25 protein-coding genes, 1 tRNA gene and 1 pseudogene are annotated in these 25,988 nt (G+C 64.2%); 12 read left to right on the top strand and 15 right to left on the bottom strand.

Going from position 1 to position 25,988, the window contains the following annotated elements; translation table 11 throughout:
• The first annotated feature begins 161 nt into the window (after positions 1–161).
• The gene (locus NDN01_RS08575; protein ID WP_272626922.1) at positions 162–1,841 is read left to right on the top strand and encodes an outer membrane protein assembly factor BamB family protein; all 1,680 of its coding nucleotides are present in this window, start codon (positions 162–164) and stop codon (positions 1,839–1,841) included.
• A 57-nt stretch (positions 1,842–1,898) separates the two neighbouring features.
• Here NDN01_RS08575 and NDN01_RS08570 read toward each other — a convergent pair whose 3' ends face one another.
• On the bottom strand, positions 1,899–2,243 hold the full coding sequence (locus NDN01_RS08570; RefSeq protein ID WP_272626921.1) for a hypothetical protein: 345 nt from the start codon (positions 2,241–2,243) through the stop codon (positions 1,899–1,901).
• 306 nt (positions 2,244–2,549) lie between these two features.
• On the opposite strand from NDN01_RS08570, the gene NDN01_RS08565 reads away from it, so the two are divergent.
• Positions 2,550–3,665, top strand: coding sequence for a ComEC/Rec2 family competence protein (locus NDN01_RS08565; RefSeq protein ID WP_272626920.1), 1,116 nt, complete (start codon positions 2,550–2,552; stop codon positions 3,663–3,665).
• A 110-nt stretch (positions 3,666–3,775) separates the two neighbouring features.
• On the opposite strand, the gene NDN01_RS08560 is transcribed toward NDN01_RS08565, so the two are convergent.
• Complete coding sequence (locus tag NDN01_RS08560; RefSeq protein ID WP_272626919.1) at positions 3,776–4,441, bottom strand: TetR/AcrR family transcriptional regulator; 666 nt, start codon at positions 4,439–4,441, stop codon at positions 3,776–3,778.
• A gap of 138 nt (positions 4,442–4,579) precedes the next feature.
• On the opposite strand from NDN01_RS08560, the gene NDN01_RS08555 reads away from it, so the two are divergent.
• The 3 genes and pseudogenes from NDN01_RS08555 (at position 4,580) to NDN01_RS08550 (ending at position 6,858) form a co-directional block, all read left to right on the top strand.
• On the top strand, positions 4,580–5,050 hold the full coding sequence (locus NDN01_RS08555) for a hypothetical protein (protein ID WP_272626918.1): 471 nt from the start codon (positions 4,580–4,582) through the stop codon (positions 5,048–5,050).
• Positions 5,047–5,347, top strand: a pseudogene (locus tag NDN01_RS25960) (DUF6958 family protein). Before NDN01_RS08555 ends, NDN01_RS25960 begins: the two are co-directional and overlap by 4 nt.
• A gap of 449 nt (positions 5,348–5,796) precedes the next feature.
• Positions 5,797–6,858 (top strand): 50S ribosomal protein L11 methyltransferase, encoded by a 1,062-nt coding sequence (locus NDN01_RS08550; RefSeq protein ID WP_272626917.1) that lies wholly within the window; start codon positions 5,797–5,799, stop codon positions 6,856–6,858.
• Positions 6,859–6,876: 18 nt separating this feature from the next.
• Here the strand turns inward: NDN01_RS08550 and NDN01_RS08545 are convergent, their stop codons facing one another.
• Positions 6,877–8,787 (bottom strand): asparagine synthetase B family protein, encoded by a 1,911-nt coding sequence (locus tag NDN01_RS08545; RefSeq protein ID WP_272626916.1) that lies wholly within the window; start codon positions 8,785–8,787, stop codon positions 6,877–6,879.
• A 367-nt stretch (positions 8,788–9,154) separates the two neighbouring features.
• Between NDN01_RS08545 and NDN01_RS08540 the strand changes: the two genes are divergently transcribed.
• The 4 genes from NDN01_RS08540 to NDN01_RS08525 all read left to right on the top strand — a co-directional run bounded on the left by NDN01_RS08540 (position 9,155) and on the right by NDN01_RS08525 (position 11,508).
• Entirely contained in the window at positions 9,155–9,313 is a 159-nt protein-coding gene (locus tag NDN01_RS08540; protein WP_272626915.1) for a hypothetical protein, read from the top strand.
• Positions 9,314–9,354: 41 nt separating this feature from the next.
• Entirely contained in the window at positions 9,355–10,290 is a 936-nt protein-coding gene (locus tag NDN01_RS08535) for a hypothetical protein (protein WP_272626914.1), read from the top strand.
• Positions 10,291–10,355: 65 nt separating this feature from the next.
• Positions 10,356–11,177, top strand: a complete 822-nt coding sequence (locus NDN01_RS08530; RefSeq protein WP_443025214.1) for a sulfotransferase domain-containing protein — start codon at positions 10,356–10,358, stop codon at positions 11,175–11,177.
• Positions 11,178–11,217: 40 nt separating this feature from the next.
• The gene (locus NDN01_RS08525; protein ID WP_272626913.1) at positions 11,218–11,508 is read left to right on the top strand and encodes a PqqD family peptide modification chaperone; all 291 of its coding nucleotides are present in this window, start codon (positions 11,218–11,220) and stop codon (positions 11,506–11,508) included.
• 31 nt (positions 11,509–11,539) lie between these two features.
• Here the strand turns inward: NDN01_RS08525 and NDN01_RS08520 are convergent, their stop codons facing one another.
• The 10 genes from NDN01_RS08520 to NDN01_RS08475 all read right to left on the bottom strand — a co-directional run bounded on the left by NDN01_RS08520 (position 11,540) and on the right by NDN01_RS08475 (position 20,752).
• Positions 11,540–12,724, bottom strand: a complete 1,185-nt coding sequence (locus NDN01_RS08520; RefSeq protein WP_272626912.1) for a sugar-transfer associated ATP-grasp domain-containing protein — start codon at positions 12,722–12,724, stop codon at positions 11,540–11,542.
• A gap of 210 nt (positions 12,725–12,934) precedes the next feature.
• Entirely contained in the window at positions 12,935–13,519 is a 585-nt protein-coding gene (locus NDN01_RS08515; protein WP_272626911.1) for a phage tail protein, read from the bottom strand.
• Between the two features lie 14 nt (positions 13,520–13,533).
• On the bottom strand, positions 13,534–14,058 hold the full coding sequence (locus NDN01_RS08510) for a phage tail protein (RefSeq protein ID WP_272626910.1): 525 nt from the start codon (positions 14,056–14,058) through the stop codon (positions 13,534–13,536).
• Between the two features lie 22 nt (positions 14,059–14,080).
• Positions 14,081–14,635, bottom strand: coding sequence for a phage tail protein (locus tag NDN01_RS08505; RefSeq protein ID WP_272626909.1), 555 nt, complete (start codon positions 14,633–14,635; stop codon positions 14,081–14,083).
• Positions 14,636–14,879: 244 nt separating this feature from the next.
• Positions 14,880–14,955: transfer RNA gene (locus NDN01_RS08500), tRNA-Lys, on the bottom strand.
• A 121-nt stretch (positions 14,956–15,076) separates the two neighbouring features.
• On the bottom strand, positions 15,077–16,189 hold the full coding sequence (rodA, locus tag NDN01_RS08495) for a rod shape-determining protein RodA (RefSeq protein ID WP_272626908.1): 1,113 nt from the start codon (positions 16,187–16,189) through the stop codon (positions 15,077–15,079).
• Positions 16,186–18,270, bottom strand: a complete 2,085-nt coding sequence (gene mrdA / locus NDN01_RS08490) for a penicillin-binding protein 2 (protein WP_272626907.1) — start codon at positions 18,268–18,270, stop codon at positions 16,186–16,188. Before mrdA ends, rodA begins: the two co-directional genes overlap by 4 nt.
• Positions 18,267–18,779, bottom strand: a complete 513-nt coding sequence (gene mreD, locus NDN01_RS08485; protein WP_272626906.1) for a rod shape-determining protein MreD — start codon at positions 18,777–18,779, stop codon at positions 18,267–18,269. Before mreD ends, mrdA begins: the two co-directional genes overlap by 4 nt.
• Positions 18,776–19,648, bottom strand: coding sequence for a rod shape-determining protein MreC (gene mreC, locus NDN01_RS08480; protein ID WP_272626905.1), 873 nt, complete (start codon positions 19,646–19,648; stop codon positions 18,776–18,778). The genes mreD and mreC overlap by 4 nt, the downstream gene beginning before the upstream one ends.
• Positions 19,649–19,705: 57 nt before the next feature.
• Positions 19,706–20,752, bottom strand: coding sequence for a rod shape-determining protein (locus NDN01_RS08475; RefSeq protein ID WP_272626904.1), 1,047 nt, complete (start codon positions 20,750–20,752; stop codon positions 19,706–19,708).
• A 157-nt stretch (positions 20,753–20,909) separates the two neighbouring features.
• On the opposite strand from NDN01_RS08475, the gene mutL reads away from it, so the two are divergent.
• A complete protein-coding gene (mutL, locus tag NDN01_RS08470) occupies positions 20,910–22,682 on the top strand; it encodes a DNA mismatch repair endonuclease MutL (RefSeq protein WP_272626903.1) in 1,773 nt (590 codons plus the stop codon).
• 32 nt (positions 22,683–22,714) lie between these two features.
• Here mutL and NDN01_RS08465 read toward each other — a convergent pair whose 3' ends face one another.
• Positions 22,715–23,809, bottom strand: a complete 1,095-nt coding sequence (locus NDN01_RS08465; protein WP_272626902.1) for an acyltransferase family protein — start codon at positions 23,807–23,809, stop codon at positions 22,715–22,717.
• A 10-nt stretch (positions 23,810–23,819) separates the two neighbouring features.
• The gene (locus NDN01_RS08460; RefSeq protein WP_272626901.1) at positions 23,820–24,671 is read right to left on the bottom strand and encodes a CmcJ/NvfI family oxidoreductase; all 852 of its coding nucleotides are present in this window, start codon (positions 24,669–24,671) and stop codon (positions 23,820–23,822) included.
• A gap of 220 nt (positions 24,672–24,891) precedes the next feature.
• Between NDN01_RS08460 and smpB the strand changes: the two genes are divergently transcribed.
• Both smpB and NDN01_RS08450 read left to right on the top strand, forming a co-directional pair.
• On the top strand, positions 24,892–25,374 hold the full coding sequence (smpB, locus tag NDN01_RS08455; RefSeq protein WP_272626900.1) for an SsrA-binding protein SmpB: 483 nt from the start codon (positions 24,892–24,894) through the stop codon (positions 25,372–25,374).
• The gene (locus tag NDN01_RS08450; protein WP_272626899.1) at positions 25,367–25,933 is read left to right on the top strand and encodes a DUF2062 domain-containing protein; all 567 of its coding nucleotides are present in this window, start codon (positions 25,367–25,369) and stop codon (positions 25,931–25,933) included. The genes smpB and NDN01_RS08450 overlap by 8 nt, the downstream gene beginning before the upstream one ends.
• Positions 25,934–25,988: the final 55 nt, after the last annotated feature.

Genomic DNA, 25,988 nt, shown 5'->3' with positions numbered 1-25,988 from the left:
ACAACCAAAATTGTGTGGCTCATCAAAACATGTATACCGGATACAGGCGCTGCCGGTGAGCTTTCGCGTCGCCATGAGAGGGCTCGCCCTCGGATGTTTCCCTACCGGCAGAAAATGAGGCTGCGATGTCCAGAAAATTTCTTACGCTCCTTCCGGCCCTGATGATTTCGTTCGCCGGTGCGGGGGCCGGGCAGGCGCAGGAGGCCGCTTCCGCTCAAGCGCCCGCCGCCGCGAACGAATGGACTACCTGGGGCTATGATCAGGAGCGGACAGCCTGGAACCGAGGCGAGCGCACGCTCGACAGGAAGAACGTCTCGAAGCTGAAGCTTCAGTGGAGCACGAAGCTGTCAACGCCGGTCACCGATGTGGTGTTGTCCACCCTGACCTCGCCGATCATCGCCGCGGGCGTCCCGACGCCGCAGGGTCCGAGAAACCTGGTCTATCTGCTCGGCGCTGACGATACCTTGTTCGCGCTCGATGCCGATACGGGCGCAATTGCCTGGCAGAAGAATTTCCCCAATCCGATCAGGGCGAGGAAGAACGCCACCTGGCTGTGCCCGAACACGGCGAACGCGACTCCGGTGGTCGACAAGGCGAGGGGCCTGATCTTCTTCATTCCCAGCGACGGGAAGCTGCGCGCGCTTGACCTCGGAGACGGGGCGGAGCGCATGGCCCCGGTCGAGACGGTGGCGCCGTTCACGCGTGCGTGGAGCCTCAACCTGATCGACGACATCGTCTACACTACCAGCGGCCGGGCTTGCGGCGAGGTGCAGGATCCGCGCTCGGCTATGGCGTCAGCGGTGGCGCCGATCGTGCGGCGCGGCGCCGCCCCGGCCGGGCCTTCGGTGATGACCGATCCCTCAGCCGTGACCGCGGTCGACGTGCGCGACCTGGCCAGCCCTCAACTGACCCGCTTCTATACGAGCGGGGGGCGACCCGCCGCCCCATGGGGGCGTGGCGGACTTGCCCGCGGCCCGGGCAACACGGTGATCTTCGAGACCTCCGATGGTGTCTATGATCCCGCGGCGGGAAGTTGGGGCGACACTATCATGAAGCTGACGCCGAAGGCGACGCGCGTGGCCGATTCGTTCACGCCGGAGAATTTCAAATATATCTTCGCGCATGATCTTGCCGGTTCGGCCAGCCCGGTGGTCTTCCCGTTCGGCGGCAAGACGCTGGTCGCTACCGCGCAGAAGGAGGGCATCCTCTATCTGCTCGACACCAACGACATGGGCGGCGGCCAGGCGAGGAACCACCAGATACCGCTCTACAAGTCGCCGCAGCTCGGTAACGACGTGGCGGCCGGGACCGATCCGAGCCAGGGCGTGTGGGGGGCGATCACCACCTATGAGAACCCCGAGGGCAAGAGATATCTCTACCTCCCCATGTGGGGCCCGCGATCCAGGTTCGCGCCGGCATTCAAGAGCGATGCCGGAGAGTCGCCGAATGGCAGCATCATGGCGTTCCAGGTGGTCAACGATGGCGACAAGATCTCGCTGAGCCCTGAATGGATCTCCGGTAACATGATCATGCCCGATCCGCCCGTGGTCGCGAACGGCGTGGTGTACGCGACCCAGACCGGCGGCCAGGCGATGCAGAATCCGACCCTGCCGGACGGATCGCGCCTGAACAGCGCCACCGCTGCCTCGGCACGCTTTCGCTCCACGCCGGTCGGCAACATGATTTTGTACGCGTTCGATGCGGAGACGGGAAAGCAGCTTTATTCGAGCAAGGACATGATCAAGGACTGGACCCATTTCAGTCAGCCGGTCGTGGCGCTGGGGAAAGTCTATCTCGTGTCGCACGACGCCCGGGTCTATGCGCTGGGCGTCCGTAAATAGCGTTGAGTGTGGACAGGGCGGAAGGAGAGGGCGGGCCGGTGTTCCGCCCTCTTCGATTCAGCGAGTGGTCGTGGGCGCAGCCGGGGCGGCCGGTGCGTCACCGAAATTCTTTGTCAGATAGTCGATGACGGTGTCGCTCTCTGCCGGCTTCAGCTCGGCACCGCGATCAACCATCATCTGGACCGTCGAGGCCCAGTCGTCGGCGGACTTGCGCTGCGCGAAGACGGTCGCAGTGGTGTGGCACGCGCTGCATTGCTTGTCGATCAGATCGAGGGCCGGGCCGGGCGGCGGTACCCGGGCATCGGGCATCGTGACCGGCGGCTGTGCCGAGAGGCTATGGCCGATCAGCAGGCCGAGGGTCAGGATGGCAGCACTTGCCACGAAACCACGCTTCGTCCGCATTGTCACATGAACTCCAGTGAGGAATGGCTTCCCGAGGCTGTCGCCGCGTCGGGCCTCCTATCATGTATGCAAGATTTCGCAACGCTGAACCGACAAGGCGACCTTGGTCCCGGGACAAATTGGAGAAGGTCGAAATTTCTCGATGGTGGTCAAGGTATCAGGGCCAGTCCGGCCGACTCACGATCAGTTTCGAATCGCCGATTTTCTGTATACAATGATTGCGATGTGCATGGCTGGAAGCTAGGCTGATCGAAACGACACGATCGCCGCCCGGTGCATGGGCCGAAGAGTCGAGAGGAATGCCGGATGCCAGCGACGATTGCCCGATATGGCAGGAATCCCGTACTCGGGCTGGGTGCGATGCTTTCGGTCGGTTTGCTCGCCATTCCGGCGACCGTGGCGGTTGCTGCCCAACCGGCGAAACCGCTTCGCGTGGTGTCGATCGACATGGAGGGTGGTGGGGGAACGCTGCTCGTTACGCCGCAGGGGCAATCGGTATTGCTTGACGCCGGATGGCCGGCGGGCGTGCGTGGCACGCCGCTGGCGCAATCGAGCGCGAACCGCATTCTTGCCGCGACCAGGGCACTGGGCGTCACCAGGATCGATTACCTGATCGTCACCCACTACCATCTCGATCACTTAGGCGGCATCCAGGACCTGCTTGCAGTGATGCCGGTCGGCGAGATCATCGACCACGGCCCCAATCGGGAAATGCCGCCGGCTGGTGCGGTGGCGGGCCCGGATGCGATCGCGTCGCTATATGCGCGCTACGAGGCATTGCTCGGCGGTCGGAAACATCGAAGCGCCAAGGCGGGCGACCGGATTACCATCGGGCCGCTGACACTGGACATCGTCTCGGCGGATCGCGATCTGCTGCCGCGAATACTCGAAGGGGCGGGCGGGTCGACGCCCGGTTGCGACGCACCGAGACTGCCCGATATGGGCAATGGCGGCGAAGAGAATCCGCGCTCGATCGGTGTGGTCGCGAGCTATGGCAAAGCCCGGATCGTCAGCCTCGCCGATCTCACCGCGGATGTGGAAATCGGGCTGGTCTGCCGGATCAACCGGCTCGGGCGCGCCGACCTGCTCGTGGTGTCGCATCACGGATCGCAGCTCAGCACGACGCCACCGTTGCTGGCCGCCCTGCAGCCGCGCGTCGCGCTGATGGCCAATGGCGCGACCAAGGGCGGTGACGCGCGGGTGTTCCGGACGATCGCAGCGGCGCCATCGCATCCTGCGATATGGCAGCTTCACCATGCGACCAGGAGCCCTGAGGTAAACCGGCCCGTCGACTTCATCGCCAATCCGGAAGGGAGGGAAGATGGCGGCTTTTGGCTCGACGTTTCGGTCTGGCCGGATCGTCGGATGAAGGTCACGAATGCGAGAACGGGGTTTAGCGGGGACTACCCCGCAAGGCGCTAGACAGGTTCTTTGCCCGGTTGGTCTTTGCGAAAATCGAATGATTTGATCGGGTGACCCGACTCAAGCGCGATAGCCCGGCATGCTGCGCTATCGTCGGGGCGTCGGAACCTTCAGGGGGCGCCAGTGCGGTTTCCATAGGCCGCGAGGAACACGCGTACCCCGTCTGCTGCGTGGTGGCGCAATGCAGCCGGGTCGGGGATGGCGGCGTCGCCGAGAAACATGGCCCGGTTGACCGGTTCGCCCATTATCAGCCAGTTGAAGTGCGACGCTGCTGCCTGCGGGTCGCCGATCGCGAGCAGGCCGCGCTCGGTCCAGCGCGCGAGGGCGGAGGTGAGACCGGCGACGGCCCGCCCGGGGCCGCCTTCCTGGAGTGCGCGGCCCAGTTCGGGGAAGCGTCCTGCTTCGCCGATGACGAGGCGGCGCAACTGCATCAGCCGCGGTGTCAGCACTAATGTGAGCTGCCGCTCGGCATAGGCCAGCAACTGCCTTTCCGGGTCATCCTGCTCGCCCAGATCGGCGATTTCGCGCTGGACCTTGTCACCGGCTGCGCCCGTCATATCGCTGACGATCGCGACGAACAGGGCCTCCTTGCTGGAGAAGTGCTTGTAGACGGTCTGTTTTGAAACGGCCGCGCGCGCGGCAACCTCGTCCATGCTGCTGCCCAGATAACCGTGATGCAGGAAAATGTCCGTGGCTGCATCAAGGATCGCCTTCCGTTTTCGTTCAGACCGGCTGGTCGGTTCGATCTCCATCGGGTCTGTCGCGTCCGCCATCATTTTCAGCCACTGGTCTCCGTTGACTCTTAGTACTGGACGGTACAGTTCTATACAAGACTTCGAGCGGAGAATCCGATGAGCGTGAAACGGACCGAATCCCTGACTGCTTCGTGTCGATGCGGCGCTGTGACGTTCGAAATGACCGGTACGCCGATCATGAGCGTCTCCAGTTATTGCGCGAGCTGTCAGAAGGCTGGCGCGTTGATCGAGCAGCTTGCCGGCGCGCCGCGGGTGCTAGGTGCCGACGGGGGCACCGATTTCGTGCTTCAACGCAAGGATCGAATCCGCTGCGCCAAGGGTGGCGATCAGCTGGAAGAGCATCGTCTCACCCCCGGTGCGCCGACGCGGCGCGTGGTGGCGACATGCTGCAATTCGGCAATGTTTCTTGAATTCAGCAAGGGCCATTGGCTGAGCGTGTATCGCGACCGGCTGGCTGGCGCGCCGCCGCTCGACATGCGCGTGATGACCCGGGACCGGCGCGACGGCGTGGTGTTGTCGGATGACATGCCTAATTACGCAACGCATTCGGGGAAATTCATGTGGAGGCTACTCCGCGCCTGGATAGCGATGGGTTTTCGCGCGCCTGGCGTCGCGGGCTTGCGCTCATGACCGCCGTGAGACTCGCCAAGGTGGCCATGGAGAACCCGAACAGCCCTGACCGGCCGGTGCGGGTGGACGCGGACAAATATCACGCGATGAGGGATGCCCTTCTGATGGTTCTTCCGGCGATTACGCCCGGACTGACGGTAGCGGAAGAAGGAGCGACTGCTGCCGCTATTGCCTGCCTCGTTGTTCCCGGGCGGGGCTAAGGCAGGCTGGTGGCTCAAGGGCGTGCAATTGGATCTGGAAGCGAAGAGGACTATCGTGCGCGAGAACAGCAAGCCGCTTCGCCTGCATCGCCTCTAGCTGTCTGCCCAAGATTTCAATATTGGCTGGTTCTGGCGGCAAGTCGAGACTCAGCCGCGGCGGTTCCGTTCGCCATTGAGTACCCTGATCGAGTCAACTGCCTCACGTTCCGAGGCGAAGACGACATCTATCCAGCGACCGTTTCGGGCCGAGTAGATGCCCCATTGACCCCGTAGCTCATGCTCGGGCCGGCGGGCCGCAACCAGGGATGGGTCTGAAAGCACAGGGCAGACTAGCCGCGAGTCATCGCAATGTCATCAGAATGTAACCGATATTGCGACGGATTGGACAAGGCCGAGAAGAGCGCTGTGTCACCCGCTCGATTCCTGCCGCACAAGCGCGCGTATCGGATGTTTTTGTCGCAAAACACCATTCGCATCGGATCGCCGAACGTCTTAACGGGCTGAGGGTGCGCACCGTCGTCCAGAGGAGCGCCTGGAGATCCGCGCATGGTGAGAGCCGATATGCATGACGCGCTTGAGATACTTGCTGAACAGGGAGCAGGCGACCCGCGCGCCCTGGTCAACGTCGCGAAGGCCATGACCGGAACTCGGCCCGATCGCGCGGCGGCACTTGTCCACAAGGTGCTTGCGATGGCGCCGCCGGCCTCTGTCGCCCGCGCGGCAGAAACGCTGCTGAAGGAAATGGTGCCCGACTGGCATTTCGTGATCGTGCGCGATCATGCCCGTAACCAGGCTTATGACCAGGCCCTGCGCCGAGCCGTAACTCCCCGATCGCGTGTTCTGGATATCGGCACGGGTACCGGGTTGCTCGCGATGATGGCAGCACGTGCCGGAGCGCAGGACGTCGTTACCTGTGAGCAGAATGCGGCGGTCGCCGGGGCAGCGACGCGGATTCTCGATGCGAACGGGTTTGCAGGCAGTGTCCGGCTGATTGCCACGCATTCGTCCAAGCTCGATGTGGAGCGGGATCTGGGCGGCCCCGTGGATGTGCTGGTGTCGGAGATCGTCAGCAACAACCTGATCGGCGAGGGGTGCCTCGCCGTCATGGAAGAATCCGCCCGCTGGCTGAAGCCCGATGGACGGATGATCCCGGAGGCGGGAACTGTCCGGGTGGCACTTGCCTGGAGCAGCGCTCTCGAAAAGCGGCGCATGGGAATTATCGACGGATTCGACCTTTCCGGGTTCAATCTGTTGGAATCCCCGGTGTGGCCGCACGCTGTCGGCGACCCGAGCCTCGACGTTCGGAGTTCGAGCGCGGATCTGATGCAATTCGACTTTCGGTCGGGTGGCCCGTTCCGTCCCCAGGAGCAGCGTGCCACGGTGGTCGCCGATGGCCGGCCCGTCAACGGCGTGCTGCAATGGATCCGCCTGAAGATGGACGACGAGATCGTTTACGAGAATCGGCCCGGACCTGGCAGTTCGTCCTGCTGGGCGACCTTGTTCTATCCGTTTCGCGATACGATGGATGTGGTGGCTGGCCAGGCCGTCGCCGTAGTTGGAGCCCATGATCGGGAGACGTTCAGTATCTGGGCCGAGCCTGGAGAATGAACAAAGGCCTGGGCGCGATCAACGGTCCTGGGCTATATAGGCGGCGAGGCGCAGGATTTGGCGCAGCGCAGCTGCATCGGCCGAGGGAGCCGGATTGCCGCTGAGGCTGGTCTTGATCTTTGCCGGATCGGGCAGGGCGGTGACTTGCGCGCGCAGCGTGCCGATATCGAGAAGGGACTGAACCATGTCGTTCGTCGCCACGTCCTCGATCCGCGCCGCCAGCTTTTCCTTCTGCTCGGCCATGATCAGCGGAAGGGCCGGGAAGGGCGTGGCCTTGGCGTGGCGCTTGCGGATCATATCGGGCAGCACCCCTTGCATCGCGTCGCGAAACACCCGCCTTTTCCAGCCGTCACGGAGGAACAGCTCGCTGGGAAGTGACAGGGCATACTCCACCACATGGCGGTCGAGCATCGGGAAGGCGAAGGCGACACCATGCTGCGCGCCCTGCGCCGCCCAGTTCTCGCATCGCTGTGCGATATGGGGCGAACCGATCAGCCGTACTCGGTTTGCCCCCGCGTCCGGTCCCATGGACAGCGCTCCGTCTCGATCTTTCCCGAGCGCCGTCGCAATGTCGTTCGGTAAGCACCGCAGGAGGCGATGCCTTAGCCCGTCGCCGCGTTTGCGGGATCGCGCCGCGTGCCAGAAGGTGGGCAGCAGATAGCCGATCACTTCTCCGCGCAGAATGTCGGCGATCCTCATGCCGCGTTCGCGCTTGAGCGCCGAGCATTCGCGGGCCAGCATACGCCACCGCCCCTTGAGGAAAAGCTCGGCCAGCGCGCCGCGCCCGTTGAAGGTGGCGGCTTCGTCACCGCCCCAGCCAGACAGGACGATATGGGCTCCAGCCGCAGCCGCGCCGGCGCAGACCGCGCAATCCGGATCGTCCGGCCCGACCGATACCGGAAGATCGGAATGGAACGGCCCAGGGTCGATATCATCGCGCGGTGGGCGCACCGCGGTCCAGGCTATCGCAGGTTCTTGTTCCAGCACCGCCTGAACGAAAGCGGTTTCATCGTCGAGCACGACATCATTGCGCTGGACGTCGAGGAACGACCAAGCATGCAGGCGTCGGCCGCTTTCGTGAAGCTGGCGTGCGGCCAGGGTGGCAATGGCGGACGAATCGAGCCCCCCGCTCAAATGCGCCGCAACGTCGCCGGATTGGGGCAGGCGGCTGCGGACAGCGGCATCGAGCCGGGCGCGCAGGCCGATGGCGGCCTCGTCAGGCATCACATGCCGGCGACCCGCAATTCCTTCATCCGGCGCCCAGTAGCGTCGCACCGCCAAGCCGTTCGCCGAAACCTCGAGAAGATGGGCGGCGGGAAGGCGTGCCATGCCAGCAAACAACGCTTCATCCGGGCTCTGCTGCTGGACGAGGTGACGGGCCAGCGCCCTGCGGTTGAATGTTCGCCGCACCAGCCCGCCGCCATGGAGACCGGATGGAAAGGATGCGAAGGCAAAGCACTCTCCCGGGCGCCACGCGTAATAAAAGGGCCTGACCCCGAATATGTCGCGCGCGCACAGCAGGCGGCCTGCCCCGGCGTCCCAATAGGCGAAGGAAAAGTCCCCGGACAAATGGTCCGGTGCGTCGCTTCCCCAGCGCTCGATCGCCCTCTCGATGAGGATATCCTGGTCCGCGCCCGGACAATCCAGCAATGCCGCAAGCTGCCCGGGTGCGTCGAGCCGGCGATCGGCCGCCAGCATGGTGCCACTTTTCGATACGGGCACTGAGGTGCCGGAAGCCGCCGCCGCAAAATCGACCTCGGCAAGGCCGACATTACCCCCCACGGCGTGGCGTATCTCAGGGGCGAGCCCCGCCGCGATCATTCCCGCCGCCATCGCATCGAGCATGGCGGGGTCGGCTCGCTTGCCGTCGAGATGCCATATGCCGCAGATCAGGCGCATTGCATTCCCGGCCACGGTGCGATGCGACACCCTGGTTCCGTCGGAAATTCCGGGTGCGGTACGCGGTATGGGTCCGCAATCCCGCCGGGGAAATGCGAACCGGCGCTGTGGCGAAGGATAAGGATCTCGAAAGCGAGCATGGTTTGCCGTAGAGCGTTTTCCGACTGGCTGGAACAGCAAGATGCCCGCAAAACACAGCGGCCGGGAAACGCCGGGCAATTCATTTTGGCCAAGCCCGCTCCGATTGTGCAAGAGTCACAATCGAGCAACATGTTGTTATAATTTCGTCCTGCGGCATGGCAGCTTTGTTCGCAACTGCACCATATCGTCTTGACGCGGGGCCCGTCACCGTCGATGGCGTCTGTCGCAGCTTCGAGGTAACTGAGGGAATATTGGGATGGATCACGAGACCCAGTCGACCAAGCGGAACGCGCTTTCCAACGATCGCAAGTCTTGGGAGACGCCCACTTTCGAGCGCTATGACCTGAATCGCGAGACGCAGGGCAAATACAGGACGGTAACCGAATTCACGTCCACGACCGGCCCGGCGTCCTGACGCTTCGCTCGATCTGACATTCGGTCGCTGGCTGGATGCCCATGCCCGCGCCGGTATTGGTCGGTGAAGCCCGATATTATCGGATATCCGGCTTGCGCGTGCAGTCGGATATCCCGTTGTACGGCAGTATCGAGGACGGCGGCAGCGAGCACGCCGATATATATATCCGGCTTGGCAGCGTTCCTGCTGTTCTGGATGACGCGGTCCTGATCGGGCCGAACTGGCAGTGCGCCCCTCCTTCGTTCCTGGTTGAAGTGCCCGGGGTCGTGCGTTTCCTGGTAACGTCCGGCACCGATATCCTTGTCGAGCCTGTGGATGGCGTCGCGCTGGACGATGCGGCGATCTTCATCATCGGAACGGCGATCGCGATCGCGCTCTACCAGCGGGGCGCGCTGGTCCTGCACGCATCGGCGGTGGCGTTTAACGGCAGTGTGTTCGCGTTCAGCGGCGCCTCGGGTGCAGGCAAGTCCACGCTCGCGGCGCTCCTCTGTCTGCATGGTGGCTGCGAAATCGTGAGCGACGACGTTTCCGCTTTGAATCTTGGCGGTGACTTCCCCGTCCTTCAGGCCGATGGGCGCAGGTTCCGCTTGTGGGAGGATGTGATCGACTGGATGGAGGTGGCCGACCACCGCCGCAAGGCGGTGCGAAGCCAGATCCACAAATTCCATGTCGAGCTTCCGGCGCAGCGTGTTGAAACCGTGCTGCCGCTCCGCGCTATCTATATTCTCGAAGCCCTGCCGGATGGTGCCGATCCGATCATCGAACAGTTGGCCGCCGGGAAGGCTGCGGTCGTGCTGGATCACCAGCGCTATCGCCGTCTTCTCGCAAACCAGATCAACGATATCTCTCAGCGATTTGCGCTGATGGCGCAGCTTGTCGATCGCGTGCCCGTCTATGTCTTTCGTCGCTCAGTGGCCGTTGCTGATAATCCGCGCAGCGTCGCCTGCCTGAAGGCGCATTGGGAATCGCTGGTGTGATGTCCTCCGGCGGGCCGGATGGTCCCGTGTGGATCGCGTCGTACATGAAGTCCGGGAACACCTGGATGCGTCTGATGATGATGCATCTCCTGAAACCCGAGGCGGCGCGGTGGACGCCGGATCAGCAAATCACCGTGGGCACGGGGCCCTTGCCGCGTAGCGTCATTGACGAGGCATCGTTTATCGAAACCTCGCTGCTGACCGCCGAGGAGCAGGACCTGCTGCGACCCCGGTTGTGCGACGCGGAAGCCCGCGCCGAGACTGATCGATGTTTTTTTAAAAGCCACGATGCCTATCGCTTCAATCGCGAGGGCATTCCGATCCACGGAGCCAGCCCAGGCCAGGTGGCGCTCTACCTGGTGCGGGATCCCCGCGACATTGCCTTGTCCCTCGCCACCTTCTGGAACTGGTCCCCGGACAGGACGGTCTCCTTCATGAACGATCCGGAGGGTGACCTTCAGGGCATCCCGAAACATTTCTCCAAGCAGATATTCCAGAAGACTCAGGACTGGAGTTCACACGTCACAAGCTGGCTCGACCAGGACGCTGTGCCGACCCTGCTCATCCGCTATGAGGATTTGCTGGCGTCGCCGGCAGAATGGCTGACGCGCGCGCTTGAGTTCCTGAAAATTCGGGTCGCGCCCGATGATGTCGATCGCACCATTGCCTTTACGGATTTCGGGCGGCTCCAGCGGGAAGAGCTGGAACATGGATTTTCGGAACGCTTCAAACCCGAAATCCCTTTCTTTCGCCGGGCAGAGCCCGGGGAAGGTCGCGCGCTGCTTGATCGCGATCTTGTGGCCTCGCTCGAGCGCGCGCATGGTCTCATGATGGACAGGTTGGGCTATCCGCGCGATCGCGAGGCAGCGGCCATGACGGCGCCATAGGGGTGCCGCTTTCAATTTTCATATTCCGGGAAAGCATTTGATGATTCCGTCAGTTCCGATCGACGACGCCATGGTTCTGCAACGCGGCCCGGGCACGCTTGGCGCCCCGCTGGGTGAAAAGTTGCTGATGCTTAGCGTGGAACAGGGAAGCTATTTCGAGTTGTCGCCGGTTACGCGGCGAATCTGGGAGCTTCTCGAAACACCCCGGACCCTGGCCGACCTCATCGAGTGCCTGACCGGGGAATATGATGTCGACCCGGAGACCTGTCGTGCCGAGGTCCGGTCGGTAATCGAGCACCTTGTCGGGGAGAATCTTGTCGGCGTCGCCTGAAGCCAGCCCTCAAACCGGCGGGGCGACCTGTTCATAGATGCTCGTTCAGGATGCGCGAGAATTCGGTCCGGCCCAGAGGGCCGTTCAGTAGTTGAAGATGCAGGGCGAGCCAGCCGGAATTGGCCTCGATCAGCAGGGGGGCCTCCGGTGTAAGGGCTATATCCCAGCCGAGGAATATGAATCGGCCGAAGCCGGTTTCGTGCGCCCGGGCAGCGAGCGCCAGGCTTTCGGGCCAGAAGGGTAGCGTCCTTCCCGTGATCTGCGCGTTCGTATCGGGGTGTCGCGTGATGTCCGGGGCGCCTTTGCGAAAGTCGAGCGCCCTGGTCAGCACGCCATGATCCATATCGATGGCGCAGCCGATGCCGGCGATAGAGGTAATCCGATCGCCGCTGGGCAGATAGAGCATCGCGGCTACGACTGTCGCGCGCTGCTCGCGATCGATGCCTGTGACGATCCGCAGGCTGGCAAGAGCGCCATTGGTAATATCGGCTATCGCCGGATGGTTCAGAACCCGTGGCTGGATGATGCAGTCGGTTCCGCCGACATGTTGGGCGAATTCTTCGACGGTGACCGTCGCGCCATCGTCGTTGCGATAGGAATCGTCGGCACGCCGCCACAGCGCGGCGCCCTGGCCGCCATGGCCAGCCAGGCTCTTCGCCCACAGCTCGGGTACTTCGGGAACGAACGGCGCCGCCGGCATCATCTGGATTCCATCCCGGAACACCGCCAGGGTGGGTATCGAGGACAGCCCATGGGTCTCGCAGATGCTGGCGAAACGCGCCTTGTCCTTGACTGTCTGTTCAACCGCCCCGCGCCGCGCGTTCAGCTCGGCGAATGCGCGCAGGTCAGTCCAGAAGACGAACTGGAGCAGGTCAGCGCGTGAATCCGGCTTGTCGAGGTGGTAGGCGCGATATTCGAATGGCGGTACGTTGCGCGTCACCGCCAGCCACCATGCGTCAACGATGCGACGCAGCCGTCCGGGTGGCGTGTCCCGCCGCTGGACCCTGATTGCCGTCGCCAGCGCGCCCACTGGCCACGCCAGGATCATCGTGACGAACACCAGCGGACGAAGGAACCCGCGCCGTTTCGGCAGGTAGCTCGGTCCGGTGAGCCGTCTGAGCCGTGCCGTGGGCGTAGGGGCGGGCCCCGGCAGAAACGGGAAGCCATATTGGCTATAGGCGATCAGTGCGGCGGCGACGCGACGGAATGGTCTCACCGTCGCGACAGACGGCTATGCGGTACGAAAGCCCGTGAGAGATTCGCCGTCTTTTCCCCCCGATCGGGAATAGCGATTTCCGCGACCTCTTTGCGCGACACCGATCTCATCACGACCGAATAGCCGATCCGGCGTGGGAAACCATGCCCGATATCGTGTATTCAGGACTCCGTCGGTGCCTCTTGAAAGAGGCACCGACGAGGCGGACGATCAGTTCCGTGACGGGTAGACGCCCTCGAGCGCGATGCAGAAATTGAAGGTCATGAAGGGTTGTCGGTTCTCGTGGCTCTGGCTGCCACCGACCACGCTGATCGACTGAGGCGCCATCCCGACGTTGGGTGAACCGCTATTGGTCCATGCGCTATAGGAAACGCCCGTAGGAAAGCTCGTAGACGGGGGTATCAGCGGTCGTGAGACAAAGCTGTTCGAGCTTGGCGTCACGGTCATGGAAGCCGGGGGAGCCGTCGCGGCGACGGCCTGGTGCGTATGATTGGCCATCTGGCTGTAGCTTAGTGTGACCGAGCTCGTCCCAAGTTTTTGGGCGACCGCGACGGTGGATGGCAAGCCGGTCGCGACCCAGGCCGGAGCAGGATTGCCCGCATCCATTGGCGAGAGTCCTCGCAAATCGGGCAGCGTGAACACCTGCTGCGTGTAAGGGCCGTAGAGATTGGAGGTGATGGCGAAAAGGGCCTGTGCCTGGGCGATCGGCATCTGCTGGCCGTTGCACAGCGCCCAGCCTCGGGGAGCGTAGGTGCACGCCCAGCCGCGAACTTCGCCGATAAATGGATCGCTCATTTTATTGGTCCCCTTCAGGCGGGAAAGATGCCCTGGATACAGATGATGTAGTTCACCGCCATTGTCGGCATCAGGTTGGCGTGCGGCATGCTCCCCCCTTCGCTGGAGAGTGCGGTCGCCGCCAGGTTGCGGGCGACGAACCCGGTCGCGCCGGAATTGACGTATTCCGGCACGCTGCTCGGCGCCGCGAAGACATTGCCTGTTGGGACGAGAGCGTTCGCGGGCTGGGTGGATGCCGTGATCGAGTGGGTATGTGGCGGCATCTGCGCCTCGGTCACCGTGACCTGCGCGACGCCGAAGGACTGTCCCAACGTGTATGTGATGGGTGAACTGGGGGCCTGCCCCGTCCCGCAGACCAGTAGCCCGCGGAGGTCGGGAAGGTTGAACGTAGTTCTCCCGTCGCCGCCATAGGTCGTGCCAACTAGTGTGAAGAGAGCCTCGTTGCCGATTATCGGCAGTGATTGGCCAGCGCACAGGGCCCAGCCACGTGGTGCGTAGATACTGGCAAACAGGCGAATTTCGCCGATATAGGGATCCATGATTGCGTTCCTTGCTGTCCGCTCAGTTTCTGGATGGGAAGAAACCCGAAACGCAGATGCACCAGTTCATCGCCATGGTCGGCTGGCGATTCTCATGTGCCTGGCCACTGCCTTCGGCAAGGACTGACCCGGCGTTGAGCAGCGTGGTCGTGCCCGTGCCGGTGGGTATTGGGCCATATATCTGCGGGGGCGACGGTGTCCCGGCCGTCCCGTTGGGCGCCACCGCCGAGGGGTAGCCGTTCAGCGGGATTGGAACGGTCCCGTTGGCGCTGAAGGCGGAGACCTGATGGCTATGCGCGGGAATCTGATTGACGGTGAGCGTCACGCCTTCGGCCCCACCTGCCATGCCGACCTGATTGCAGGTGGGATCAGCGGGATTCACGTGGATCGGCACGCGTCCGCGCATGTCGGGCAGCCCGAAGGTGACCCGGCCATCGCCGCCATACCGATTCCCCAGCAAGGCGAACAATGCCTGATTCGCCGTGACTTGCAGGATCGTGCCGTCGCAGAGATGCCACCCGTTCGGTATCTTGCCATATGGAAATATTCGAATTTCGCTGAGCCAACTATCCGACATAGCAGTTCCCGTGATCGTCAACCCGATGCCTCCCGCGATCGGCCGGGAGGGCCGCGGCGCGAGGGGCGAGTGCCAGAAAACCATGGTTCGCGGACAACGTCGATAGGGTTGGAAGGCGTAATCAGCCAACTGCGATCAGAATGGATTCAATTCACGCAACGACTTGGGGTGTCACCATTCGAAGCTGCGGAAACACCTCTGGAATGGATGCATATGCAGGGCAACGACGATCGGATATGAAGGATGGTGGACGCACTTGGGCTCGAACCAAGGACCCGCTGATTAAGAGTCAGCTGCTCTACCAACTGAGCTATGCGTCCATACCGGGCAGCTGAAGTGGCGCGTTGGAGGCGCCGCCGCATCGGGGAGGGCGCCGGTTAGCATCAGGCCCGCCGGATGCAAACCCTTTTTTCCCGCAACGGGAAAAAAAGCTCGCCCCGCCTACCAGCGCACCGTCTGGTGGTTCTGGCGATCGATCGACATCAGGATTCCGATGCATAGCATGATCGTCATCTGGGACGATCCGCCGAAGCTGATCAGGGGGAGGGGAACGCCCACCACCGGCGCAAGGCCCATTACCATCGCCATGTTGATCGCTACGTAGAAGAAGATCGTCGTCGCGATGCCTGCGGCGGTCAACCGGGCGAAGCGGGTCTGCGCACGCAACGCGACCATCACGCCCCACTGGATGATGATGAAGAAGGCGACGATCAGCAATATGCCGCCCACAAGCCCCCATTCCTCCATCATCGTCGCCAGCGCGAAGTCGGTTTGGCCTTCGGGCAGGTAATCCAGATGACTTTGCGTACCGTTGAGAAAACCCTTGCCGAAGATGCCGCCGGACCCGATCGCGATCTTCGACTGGCTGATGTGATAGCCGATGCCGAGCGGATCGCTTTCGGGATCGAGGAAGACCAGGATACGGTTGCGCTGATACCCGTGCAGAACGAAGTTCACCGCAAGCGGGATCGCCGCGCCCAGCGCCAGCGCAGCACCGATGAACAATCGCAAAGGCACGCCCGCGAGGAACATCACGGTTGTCCCGCCCACGACGATCATGAGTGCAGTGCCGAGATCCGGCTGTTTCATGACCAAGGCCGCCGGGATCAGGATCAGCACCCCCGCGGGCCAGATCGCGGTAAAGCGCCGGGTCTCGTTGGGCGGCAACGCGTGATAGAAACGCGCGGTCGCGAGCACGATGAACACCTTCATCAGTTCTGACGGCTGTAGGCGAATGATGCCGAGATCGAGCCAGCGCTGCCCGCCACCGCGCACCGCGCCGATCAGTTCGACAAGGATGAGCATGACGATCAGCCCGACATAGGCCGGAATCGCCAGTGCCTGCCACATCGATTCGCGCACGCGGGACAGAACCACGGCGCCGGCGAGGAAGATGAAGAAGCGGATGCCCTGAAGCAGTGCCCAGGGGCGTATGCTGCCCCCGGCGGCGGAATACATTACCAGCAGCCCGAAGCTGCCGATCGCTATGACCAGCAGGATGATCTTCCAGGGGAGTTGGGCCAGCGGCTCCGGAACGAAATTGAGCCCGTTCATCGGTCGCTCTCCGTCGAACCGGTCTCGGCGACCCCGGCCCCTGCCCGTGTGGCGTTGGCCAGCGCCTCAGCGCTTGCGTCGGCGGCGCTGGTCGCAGCCTCCACCGCCGGCGCGTCGGTGGCCGCCGTGGCGTTGAATTCCGTCGCCGCACCGACCATCGGTGGTGGCGCGTTGGCGGCGGCGCGATAGGCGGTGGCCTGCGCCGTCATGCGGGTCTTGATGTCGCCACCCCAGGTCGGCTCGACCTCGGCCAGTGATGCCACAGCCCGCTCGCGGTCGAGCAGATAGGTCAGGATGTCGCGCCCGATCATCGGCGTATCGAGATTGCGGATGAGATGGGCGTTGTGTTCGAGCACCACGGCTGCGGCATAACGCGGCTTGTCGGATGGCGCGAAGCAGATGAAGAGTGCGTGGTCGCGCATCTTGAAGGGCAGGGAGGCGTTATTGAGCACGCCGCTGCGCCGTTCAGCCATCGAGATGCGACGCACCTGCGCGGTGCCGGTCTTGCCCGAGATGGTCATGCCCGGAATCTGGAGGCGTGAAGCGCCGCCGGTGCCGCCGTCGTTTACCACCGCGAACATCGCGTCGCGGACGATCTCAAGATGCTCGGGCGAGACGTCAAGCGCTGCGGCGGGATGCACCTTGTCCATCAGGATGCTCGGCTGAAGCGCGCGTCCGGATGCGATGCGCGATGCCATGACCGCGAGTTGCAGGGGATTGGCGAGAACATAGCCCTGGCCGATCGACGCGTTCAGCGAGTCGGCGACCGTCCAGTTCTGCTTGTAGCGCCGGAGCTTCCACGCCGAATCGGGGACGGTGCCGTAACGCTGCGAGCTGAAGGGCAGATCGAATTTCTGGCCGAGGCCAAGCTTGCGGGCGATGGGCGCGATACGGTCATATCCGATGTCGCGTGCCATCTGATAGAAATAGATGTCGCAGCTCTGCGCGACGCCACGCCGCATGTTGACGCTGCCATGGCCACCGCGCCTCCAGCAATGGAAGGTGCCGTTGCCCACCTTAAGGGCGCCGGAGCAATGGACCGACTGGTCCGGATGCACGCCCGCCTCCAGAAGCGCGAGCGCGTTCATCGGCTTGACGGTCGAGCCGGGCGGGTAAAGACCCTGCAGCACCTTGTTCATCAGCGGGACGTGATCATCGTCAGACAGCATCTTCCATTCGAGATGGCTGATCCCGTCGGAGAAACTGTTCGGGTCGTATGCTGGCATCGAGACCATCGCGAGCATCTCGCCGGTCAGGCAATCGATCACCACTGCTGAACCCGAATTGGTGCCGAGACGGCGTGCGGCATATTCCTGCAGGCCTGCGTCGATGGTCAGCCGCGCGGTCTTGCCGGGTACGTCGGGCCGGGTCGCGAGCTCGCGGACCAGCTTGCCGCGGGCGGTTACCTCGACGCGCTTCGCGCCGGGCGAACCGCGCAGTTCCGGCTCGAGCGTCTTTTCAAGGCCGTCCTTGCCCAGCTTGAAGCCGGGGGTGACCATTAGCGGATCCTTGGTCTTCTGATATTGTTCGGCCGACGCGGCGCCGACATAACCGGTCAGATGTGCGACCGCCGCGCCCGAGGGATAGCTGCGGGCGAAACCGCGCGAGGGCGCCACGCCGGGCAGTTCGGGCAGGCGGACGCTGACCGCGGCGAACTTCTCCAGATCGAGATTCTCGATGACCTGCACCGGCTGGAATCCCGCGGCGCGCTTCAGGTCGGCCGTGATCCGATCCATCGCCTCTGGCGGAAGGCTGAGGATATCGCGGAGCAAGCCGAGCGTGCGATCCTTGTTCTCCAACCGGTCAGGGATGATGTCGACACGGAAGTCGGTTCGGTTGTTGGCGATCGGAACGCCGTTGCGATCGACGATCCAGCCGCGCCGGGGCGGCACCAGCGTCATGTTCACGCGGTTGCTTTCGGAGAGCAGGCTGTAATGCTCGTTCTCGGCCACCGCGAGCCAGGTCATTCGGCCGGCGAGCAGCAGGCCGACCGCTGCCTGCCCGGCGCCCAACACCAGCGCGCGGCGCGAGAAGCTGTAAGTCTGCGTCGCCTCGGTAATCACGCGGGTCGGCTGGTTCATGCGCCCTCGCGCTTGCGGTCAAGCCAGGCGCAGAACCGCGCCACAAGGGGGAAAAGCATCGTCGAGATCACGATCTGGAGTAATAACACGGTATCGACATGGGCGCCGATAGGGGCTGCGACGAGACGTCCCACGATGAGGCAGAAGCCGATCGCGCCGGATGCGATCAGCCAGTCCTGCCAGAAATCCCGGAACACCAGCCTTTGGTCGATCAGGTCGATCATGAAGAAGCACAGGGTCCAGAGCAGCATTGCGCTGCCGAGTGGCTGCCCGCTGACCAGATCGTCGAAGAAGCCAAGCGGCAGCGGTGCCCAGATTCGAAACACGTCCGGCCTGGCCAGTCGCCAGCCGAGCAGTACCATCAGCCCTAGCGGCGGCAGGAAGGGAAAGGTCGCGACGAAGGGCCAGGTCGTGGCGAGCGATGCCAGCAGCACCGATGCGGGCGGCAACAGCCGCGCCGCCGCGGGCGGGGGCGCGGCGTCGAAAGGCCCGCGGGTCGGCTGCCTCATGGCTTTTGCGGGGCCGCCGGCGGTGCGACCGACAGGAAAGCCTGCTGGACCAGCGCGAAATCGAGCGTGTCGGGCTGCGCGAAGGTGCGGGCCAGCGCCGTATCACGGGCGCGTTTCAACACGCGTGCGACGGGGATGTTGGGAGAATAGATGCCACCGGTGCCTGAGGTCACGAAGATGTCGCCGGGCTCGAAACCGACATTGGCGAGCGAGGCTGACCGGATATCGAGCAACCCGTCGCCACGCCCTGCGGCGAGGGCGGGCAGGCCGTCCCGGGTACGGCGCACCGGAACGATGCTCTCAGGATCGGAAAGGAGCAGGACGCGTGCTGTATTCGGACCGGTTTCGAGAATCCGGCCGATCAGTCCTTCGGGACCGCGCACTGGCTGGCCCGGTTTCACACCCTGCCAGGCACCAGCGTTGAGCATCGCGAAACGCCGCGTGCTCGATGCCGAGGAACTGACGAGACGCGCCGCCACCACGGGGCCGGGAGAGCGCTCGCGCAATTGCAACAGGGCCTTCAGGCGGCGGTTGTCGTAGGACAGCGTGCGCGCGCGCATCAGAAGGGCATGGTTGTCGGCGAGCTGCTTGCGGAGCTGCTCGTTCTGCCTGCGCACGCCGATATAGTCGGAGACCGAGGCAGGGATCGAGGCGATGCCCCGGCCGATCGCGGCGATGCCTGACGAGACCGGGGTGGTCACCTCGGCAACGGTCGCCCGCAACGCGGCGAAAGCCGGTGGGTCGAGCGTGGCCAGGGCGAGCAGCACCGCGCCGACGAGCGAACCCGCAACGGCGATCACGTAGCTCAGGAATAGGCTGTATTGCGCCCGCCGCGAAAAACCCGGGCGCCGGTTACGAGACGGCGCCATATTCCCCCTCAAGGAAGGCCCGGTACCGCCTATCGGCACCGGGACTTCATCATCTGATCACGCGCTGTGCAGCACACCGCGGAATACCGGATCCTCGAGCGCGCGGCCCGTACCGAGCGCGACACAGGTCAGCGGATCGTCGGCGATCGTGACAGGCAGGCCGGTCTCGTCGCGCAACACCTCGTCGATGCCCTTCAGCAGCGCGCCGCCGCCGGTGAGCACGATGCCCTGGTCGACGATGTCCGCGGCGAGTTCCGGCGCGGTGTTCTCCAGCGCGATGCGGACGCCCTCGACGATCTGGCCGACCGGTTCCGAGAGCGCTTCCGCGATCTGGCCCTGATTGATCTGGATTTCCTTCGGCACGCCGTTGACCAGATCGCGTCCCTTGACGTGGATGGTCAGGCCGATGCCGTCGGGCGGCGGCTTCGCCACGCCGACTTCCTGCTTGATCCGCTCAGCGGTCGAATCGCCGATCAGCAGGTTATGGTTGCGGCGGACGTACGAGACAATCGCCTCGTCCATCTTGTCGCCGCCGACGCGGACCGAGGTGGTGTAGGCGAGGCCGCGCAGCGACAGCACCGCGACTTCGGTCGTGCCGCCGCCGATATCGACGACCATCGAGCCGATCGGCTCGGTCACCGGCATGTCAGCACCGATCGCGGCGGCCATCGGCTCCTCGATCAGCCACACCTGCGAGGCGCCAGCATTGGAGGCTGCGTCGCGGATCGCGCGACGCTCGACCGAGGTCGAGCCCGAGGGCACGCAGATCACGATCTGCGGCCAGCGCATGAAGCTGCGCTGCCCGCCATGCACCTTGTGGATGAAATGCTTGATCATCTGCTCGGCGACATCGATGTCGGCGATGACGCCGTCGCGCAGTGGACGGATCGCCTGGATGCTGTCCGGGGTCTTGCCCATCATCAGCTTGGCATCGTCGCCCACTGCCTTGACGCGCTTCACGCCGTTGATCGTTTCAACCGCGACCACCGACGGTTCGTTGAGGACGATGCCGCGTCCGCGCAGATACACCACTGTATTCGCGGTTCCGAGGTCGATTGCCATATCGTGCGACATGAGTCTGAAGAAACGCGAGAAGAAGGCCATTGATCGTTCCGTTCCAGGCCGGCCGTTTTGCGGTCCGGCAGTTCGCACTACCACTTCCAACACCTGTGAACGCCCGGCCAGAGCTGGAAATTCCACGCTCAGTTTGCCGAGTAGATGCGGGTCGCGGGATGCCGTCGCTTGGGCTAGAGCCACACCCATGTCAATACGCCGCCTGCCCGAACATCTCGTCAATCGTATCGCCGCCGGTGAAGTGGTCGAACGACCCGCCAGCGCGTTGAAGGAACTGGTCGAAAACGCGATCGACGCGGGCGCCCGCCGCATCGCGATTCGTCTCGCTGGCGGCGGGACCGACCTGATCGAGGTGACCGATGACGGGTGCGGTATGACGCCCCCCGACATGGCGCTTGCGCTGGAGCGGCACGCGACCTCCAAGCTGCCCGATGAAGCGATCGAAAACGTCGCGACGTTGGGATTTCGCGGCGAGGCGTTGCCGTCGATCGCGAGCGTCGCGCGGCTGACGCTGGAAAGCCGGGTGCGCGGGGCGGAAGGCTGGTCGCGGATCGTCGACAACGGGGCGCTCGTGTCTGAAGGGCCTGCGGCGATTCCCCCCGGCACGCGGGTGCGGGTCGACGCGCTGTTCGAGCGTGTGCCGGCACGGCGCAAGTTCCTGCGATCGGCGCGATCGGAATATGCGGCGAGCCTCGATGTCGTCCGTCGGCTGGCGATGGCGCGGCCCGATATCGCCTTCAGCCTTGAACATGACGGGCGGCGCTCGCTGTCGGTCGGTGCCGGCGAGAGCCTGCCCGACCGGGTCGCCGCGCTCACTGACCGGGCACTGATCGACAATGGCGTGCCGATCGATCTGGAACGCGAGGGGCTGAAACTCGGCGGGATCGCGGGCCTGCCCACCTTCAACCGAGGGATCGCCGATCACCAATATCTCTTCGTCAACGGGCGCCCCGTGAAGGACCGGTTGCTCGTCGGCGCGGTCCGCGGCGCCTATGCCGAATTGCTTGCCCGCGACCGGCACGCGGTGGTCGCTCTGTTCCTCGAGGTGCCGGCCAACATGGTCGACGTGAACGTGCACCCGGCCAAGACCGAGGTGCGTTTCCGCGAACCGGCGATGGTGCGCGGGATGATCGTCAGCGGCCTAAAGCGCGCGCTGGACGAAGCCGGGCATCGTAGCGTCCAGCGCCTGAGCGAGACGGCGCTGGCGGCGTGGCAGCAGGAACCGATGGCGCCCGCCTCGCCACAGCTCTGGGAAGACCGGCAATGGGACAGCCGGCCGGCGACTGGCCAGCACGCCGTGTTCGAGCGCCGTCCGAATTTCATCGCCCCGCCGATGGCGCGGGCCGAGCCGGCCTATGCGCCGCCGCCGGAGACGGTGTCCTTCCCGCTGGGTGTCGCACGGGGCCAGGTCGCCAAGACCTATATCGTCGCCGAGGCCGAGGACGGGCTGGTGCTGGTCGACCAGCATGCCGCCCATGAACGCCTGGTGCTTGAACGGATGCGCAAGGCGATGGCGCATGGTGGCGTCGCCGCGCAGGCGTTGCTGCTCCCCGAGGTGATCGAGCTTGACGAGCCGGCCTGCGATCGCCTGGAAGCGCGCGCTGCGGAACTGACCGAGTTCGGGCTGGATCTGGAGCGGTTCGGCCCGCGCGCCATGCTGGTGCGCAGCGTGCCGGCGATGCTCGGGCAAAGCGACGTCACCGGGCTCGTTACTGATCTCGCCGACGAACTGGCGGCGTTCGACGAGACGCTCAGCCTCAAGGAACGGCTCGATCATGTCGCGGCGACCATGGCTTGCCACGGATCGGTCCGGGCGGGGCGGGTGCTGTCGGTGGCGGAGATGAACGCGCTGCTCCGCGAGATGGAGATCACGCCCCATTCGGGCCAGTGCAATCATGGCCGGCCGACTTGGGTGAAACTGCAGCACTCGGACATCGAGAAGCTGTTCGGCCGGAAGTGAGGCGCAATGCGGCGCGCCCGAGGCGGGCGGCGCTATACCCCCGCCGCTTGTCCGAGGCGGCTTCTCAACCACCTTCGCGCCGGCGTCTCATAAAGATAGGCGGCGATCGTCGCGAAGAGCATGACGGTCCCGGCGGTGAGGATCCACAACGCCGCCGCCCCGGAACGGGCGCCGATCGAGTCAGCGGCAACCAGCAGCAAAGGATAATGGACGGCGTAAAGCGGATAGGACAATGCAGCCAGCCATTTGGCGAGCCATCTCGCGGCCGGGGCGAGGCGGGCATGTGTCGCGATCAGAACGATGATCGGGAACAGCAGGAACAGCGTCGCGTCGATCCGCGGGACCATCGCGCCGAAGCGCGGGGGCATCAGCAGGAAGAATGTCGCTGCGATCGGCCAGATGGCGGAGAAGGCGGGCGGCCTCAGGCGTCCCGCGACGATCAGCCGATAGACGAGAAGACCAGCACCATAGCTCCACCCGATGCGCGCGAAACCACCGGCGAGGGTCGACCAGTTCCCGCCGCCGCCCCAGTTGCCGGTCGATCCGGCGATCCAGGCCCAGGCGATGCCGCAGGCTATCGTCAGCATGGCGAGACGCGATGTGGACAGCCGGCGCGCGGCAGCAGCATGCGCGGCATTGACGATGAGTTCAAGAAAGAGCGACCAGATTACGCCGTTCAGCGGGAACAGGATCGGGGACGTGAAATCCGGCACCAGGAAGAACTGGCCGAGGGAGTGCAAGCCGAGGCCGGCTGCACCGTGCAGCCAGACCTGAACACCCAGGCCGATCAGGGCGCCAAGGAACAGGGCAGGGTAGAGGCGGGCGATCCGGACTGCCATGAAGCTGCGCCAGCGCATCCCGTCGAGCAGCTTGCGTTCATAGGCATAGCCGATGACCAGCCCGCTCATCATGAAGAACAGGTCGACGGCGAGATAGCCAAGTGGCGCCAGCCAGCGATAGCCGCCGACATAACCGATATGGACGAAAAGAACGCTGATCGCGGCGATGCCGCGCAGGACGTCGAGCGTCAGGAACCGTTGGGCGTCTGGAACAATGGGCAGGACGTTCATACTCTCATGACGGTCGAAGGATTCCTGTCCCGTCACCGTCGAGCCCGATGCCGGCAAGACCGATCCTTCAGTCAAGGAACACGCATGCGCGTGCTTCGATGCTCAGGCGAGGCACGGCTCCCTGGCTCTCCGGATGAATGAAGCTGGTATGCGGGCACCCCGACGGCCCGTCCGACAGTGAGTCCGACTGGCGGAAGATCAGCGCTTCGTCGGGTGTCATGGCCGAATAATAGCACCAGCGATGGCGGCTATTGGCTTTCAACAGGTAGAATTCCGATTCGACTTCGGCGCTGCCCGGATTCCCGACGGCATCCGCCCGCACGAGGTCAGTATTCGCCACCGTGCGGATGTCGCACAGGGCGAGGGGCCTGTCCTGCGGTGGAGGGCGCAGCGAACGCCAGACGGTGTAGATCATGACGCGGTCTGTGCCGGCGCCAATAGCGCCCGCCCGTTCAAGCGCCGTGGCCGCGGCTGCCTGGATCGAGCGATCGGTAAAATCCGTGTGTGCAATCGGGGCCGGCACCTCGGTGATCATGCCGGTCGCGTCCGTCGTGTGACGGCTGGACCGCAAGACCGGGCGCGGAAGCGCGAACACCCGGGTTGCGCCGCTGGCCTGCCTCACCAGCTCCTCGACCTCGGCGAGATAGACCCCTTCCACTTCAGCGGCATCAGTAAAGTCGGCGACGCGGCTTTCGTGCCGGACCAGCGCGAACCCTTCCTTGGACAGCGAGGCCGGGTCTGCAGCGTGGCGCATGTCGTGGATCGGGAGTTCCCTGTCCTCGAAGGGGACAATTGATCGTTCCGGCTGGATGCGGTCAGCGCGGGGACGGGAAGATCCGTCGGCGAGATACCCTATGCGTGCCCGAACCATTGTGGAGGGCGCAGCTTTTCGGACTTTCCAGAGTCTGTTCAGCCACATGAGTTCGCCCTGCCAGCAGCTTAACGCTGTCTGACGTTCCGGATAGGCTCAGGTCGCTATCGTGACAAGAACAACCGCAAGCCCCGGGAAGTTGTGTCATCTTTTCATGTTTTATCAGTGGACTTGCCTCGCTGAAACATCGGTTACTCCAGGCAACTCGACCGAATCCTCACCAACCCCGCTTTCGTTCTGCGCGGGGAGCGCCTACATCGCGCGTCCCATGTCCCGTCCCAAGCCCCCCGTCTTCGAGAAAACCAAGATCGTCGCCGAGAACCGGCGGGCGCGGTTCGATTATGCCATCGATACCGTTTACGAGGCCGGGATCGCCCTGACCGGCACCGAGGTGAAGTCGCTGCGCAGCGGCACCGGGTCGATCGCGGAGAGCTATGCCGAGGTGAAGGACGGGCAGGTCTGGCTGATCAATTCGAACGTTCCCGAATTCAGCCATGGCAACCGCTTCAACCACGAGCCCAAGCGGCCGCGCAAATTGCTCCTTCACGAGCGCGAGATAAACAAGATGCACGGCGCGGTGGCGCGCGAGGGCATGACGCTCGTGCCGTTGATGATCTACTTCAATTCGAAGGGACGTGCGAAGGTTGAGCTGGCGCTGGCGAAGGGCAAGAAGGACCACGACAAGCGCGCGACGATCAAGGAACGCGACTGGAAGCGCGAGCAGGGGAGGATCATGCGTGATCGTGGCTGAGCGGCCACGCCTTTTCACGCGCGTCGCCGCCTGGTGGCAGCGCACCATGCCGACACGCGAGAGCATGGAGCAGAACCGCCTGCTGCGGCCGATCGCGCACCGCGTCCTTGCCCCGGCCCTGTGGCGCTTCACGCGCCGTTCAGTGCCGCGCGGCGTCGCGCTCGGCATGGTGACCGGCATCCTCTTCCCGGTCGCGCAGATTGCCTTTTCGGCGGTGCTCGCCCTGCCGATCCGCGCCAATATTCCGGTTGCCGCGGCGATGACCTTCATCACCAACCCGTTCACCACGCCGTTTCTGTGGGTGGCGGCCTATTGGATCGGGAAGCAGGCACTGCATCTCGACGCACAGGTGCCGGGCGCCCCGATCGCAACCCAGGTCGCGGCGAATTCGAGCTGGCTTCACTGGCTGCTGTCGACTGCCGGGCCCGCGACGATCGTCGGGTTGTTCATCATCACCCTGGTCCTGTCGGTGGTCGGTTATGCCGCGGCGGCGCTCGGCTGGCGCTGGTGGATCGCGCGCAAGTGGCGCAGCCGGGCCCATGCCAGGCTGAAGCAGTGAACCGCTCGCGGCCTCGGCATTGACCGGCCGCAAGCAAATACAGCGCGTTCGCATC

Origin of the sequence: Sphingomonas sp. QA11, from assembly GCF_028473665.1 — a bacterium.
GTDB lineage: Bacteria > Pseudomonadota > Alphaproteobacteria > Sphingomonadales > Sphingomonadaceae > Sphingomonas > Sphingomonas phytovorans.
This window is presented reverse-complemented; position numbering and strand designations above follow the sequence as displayed.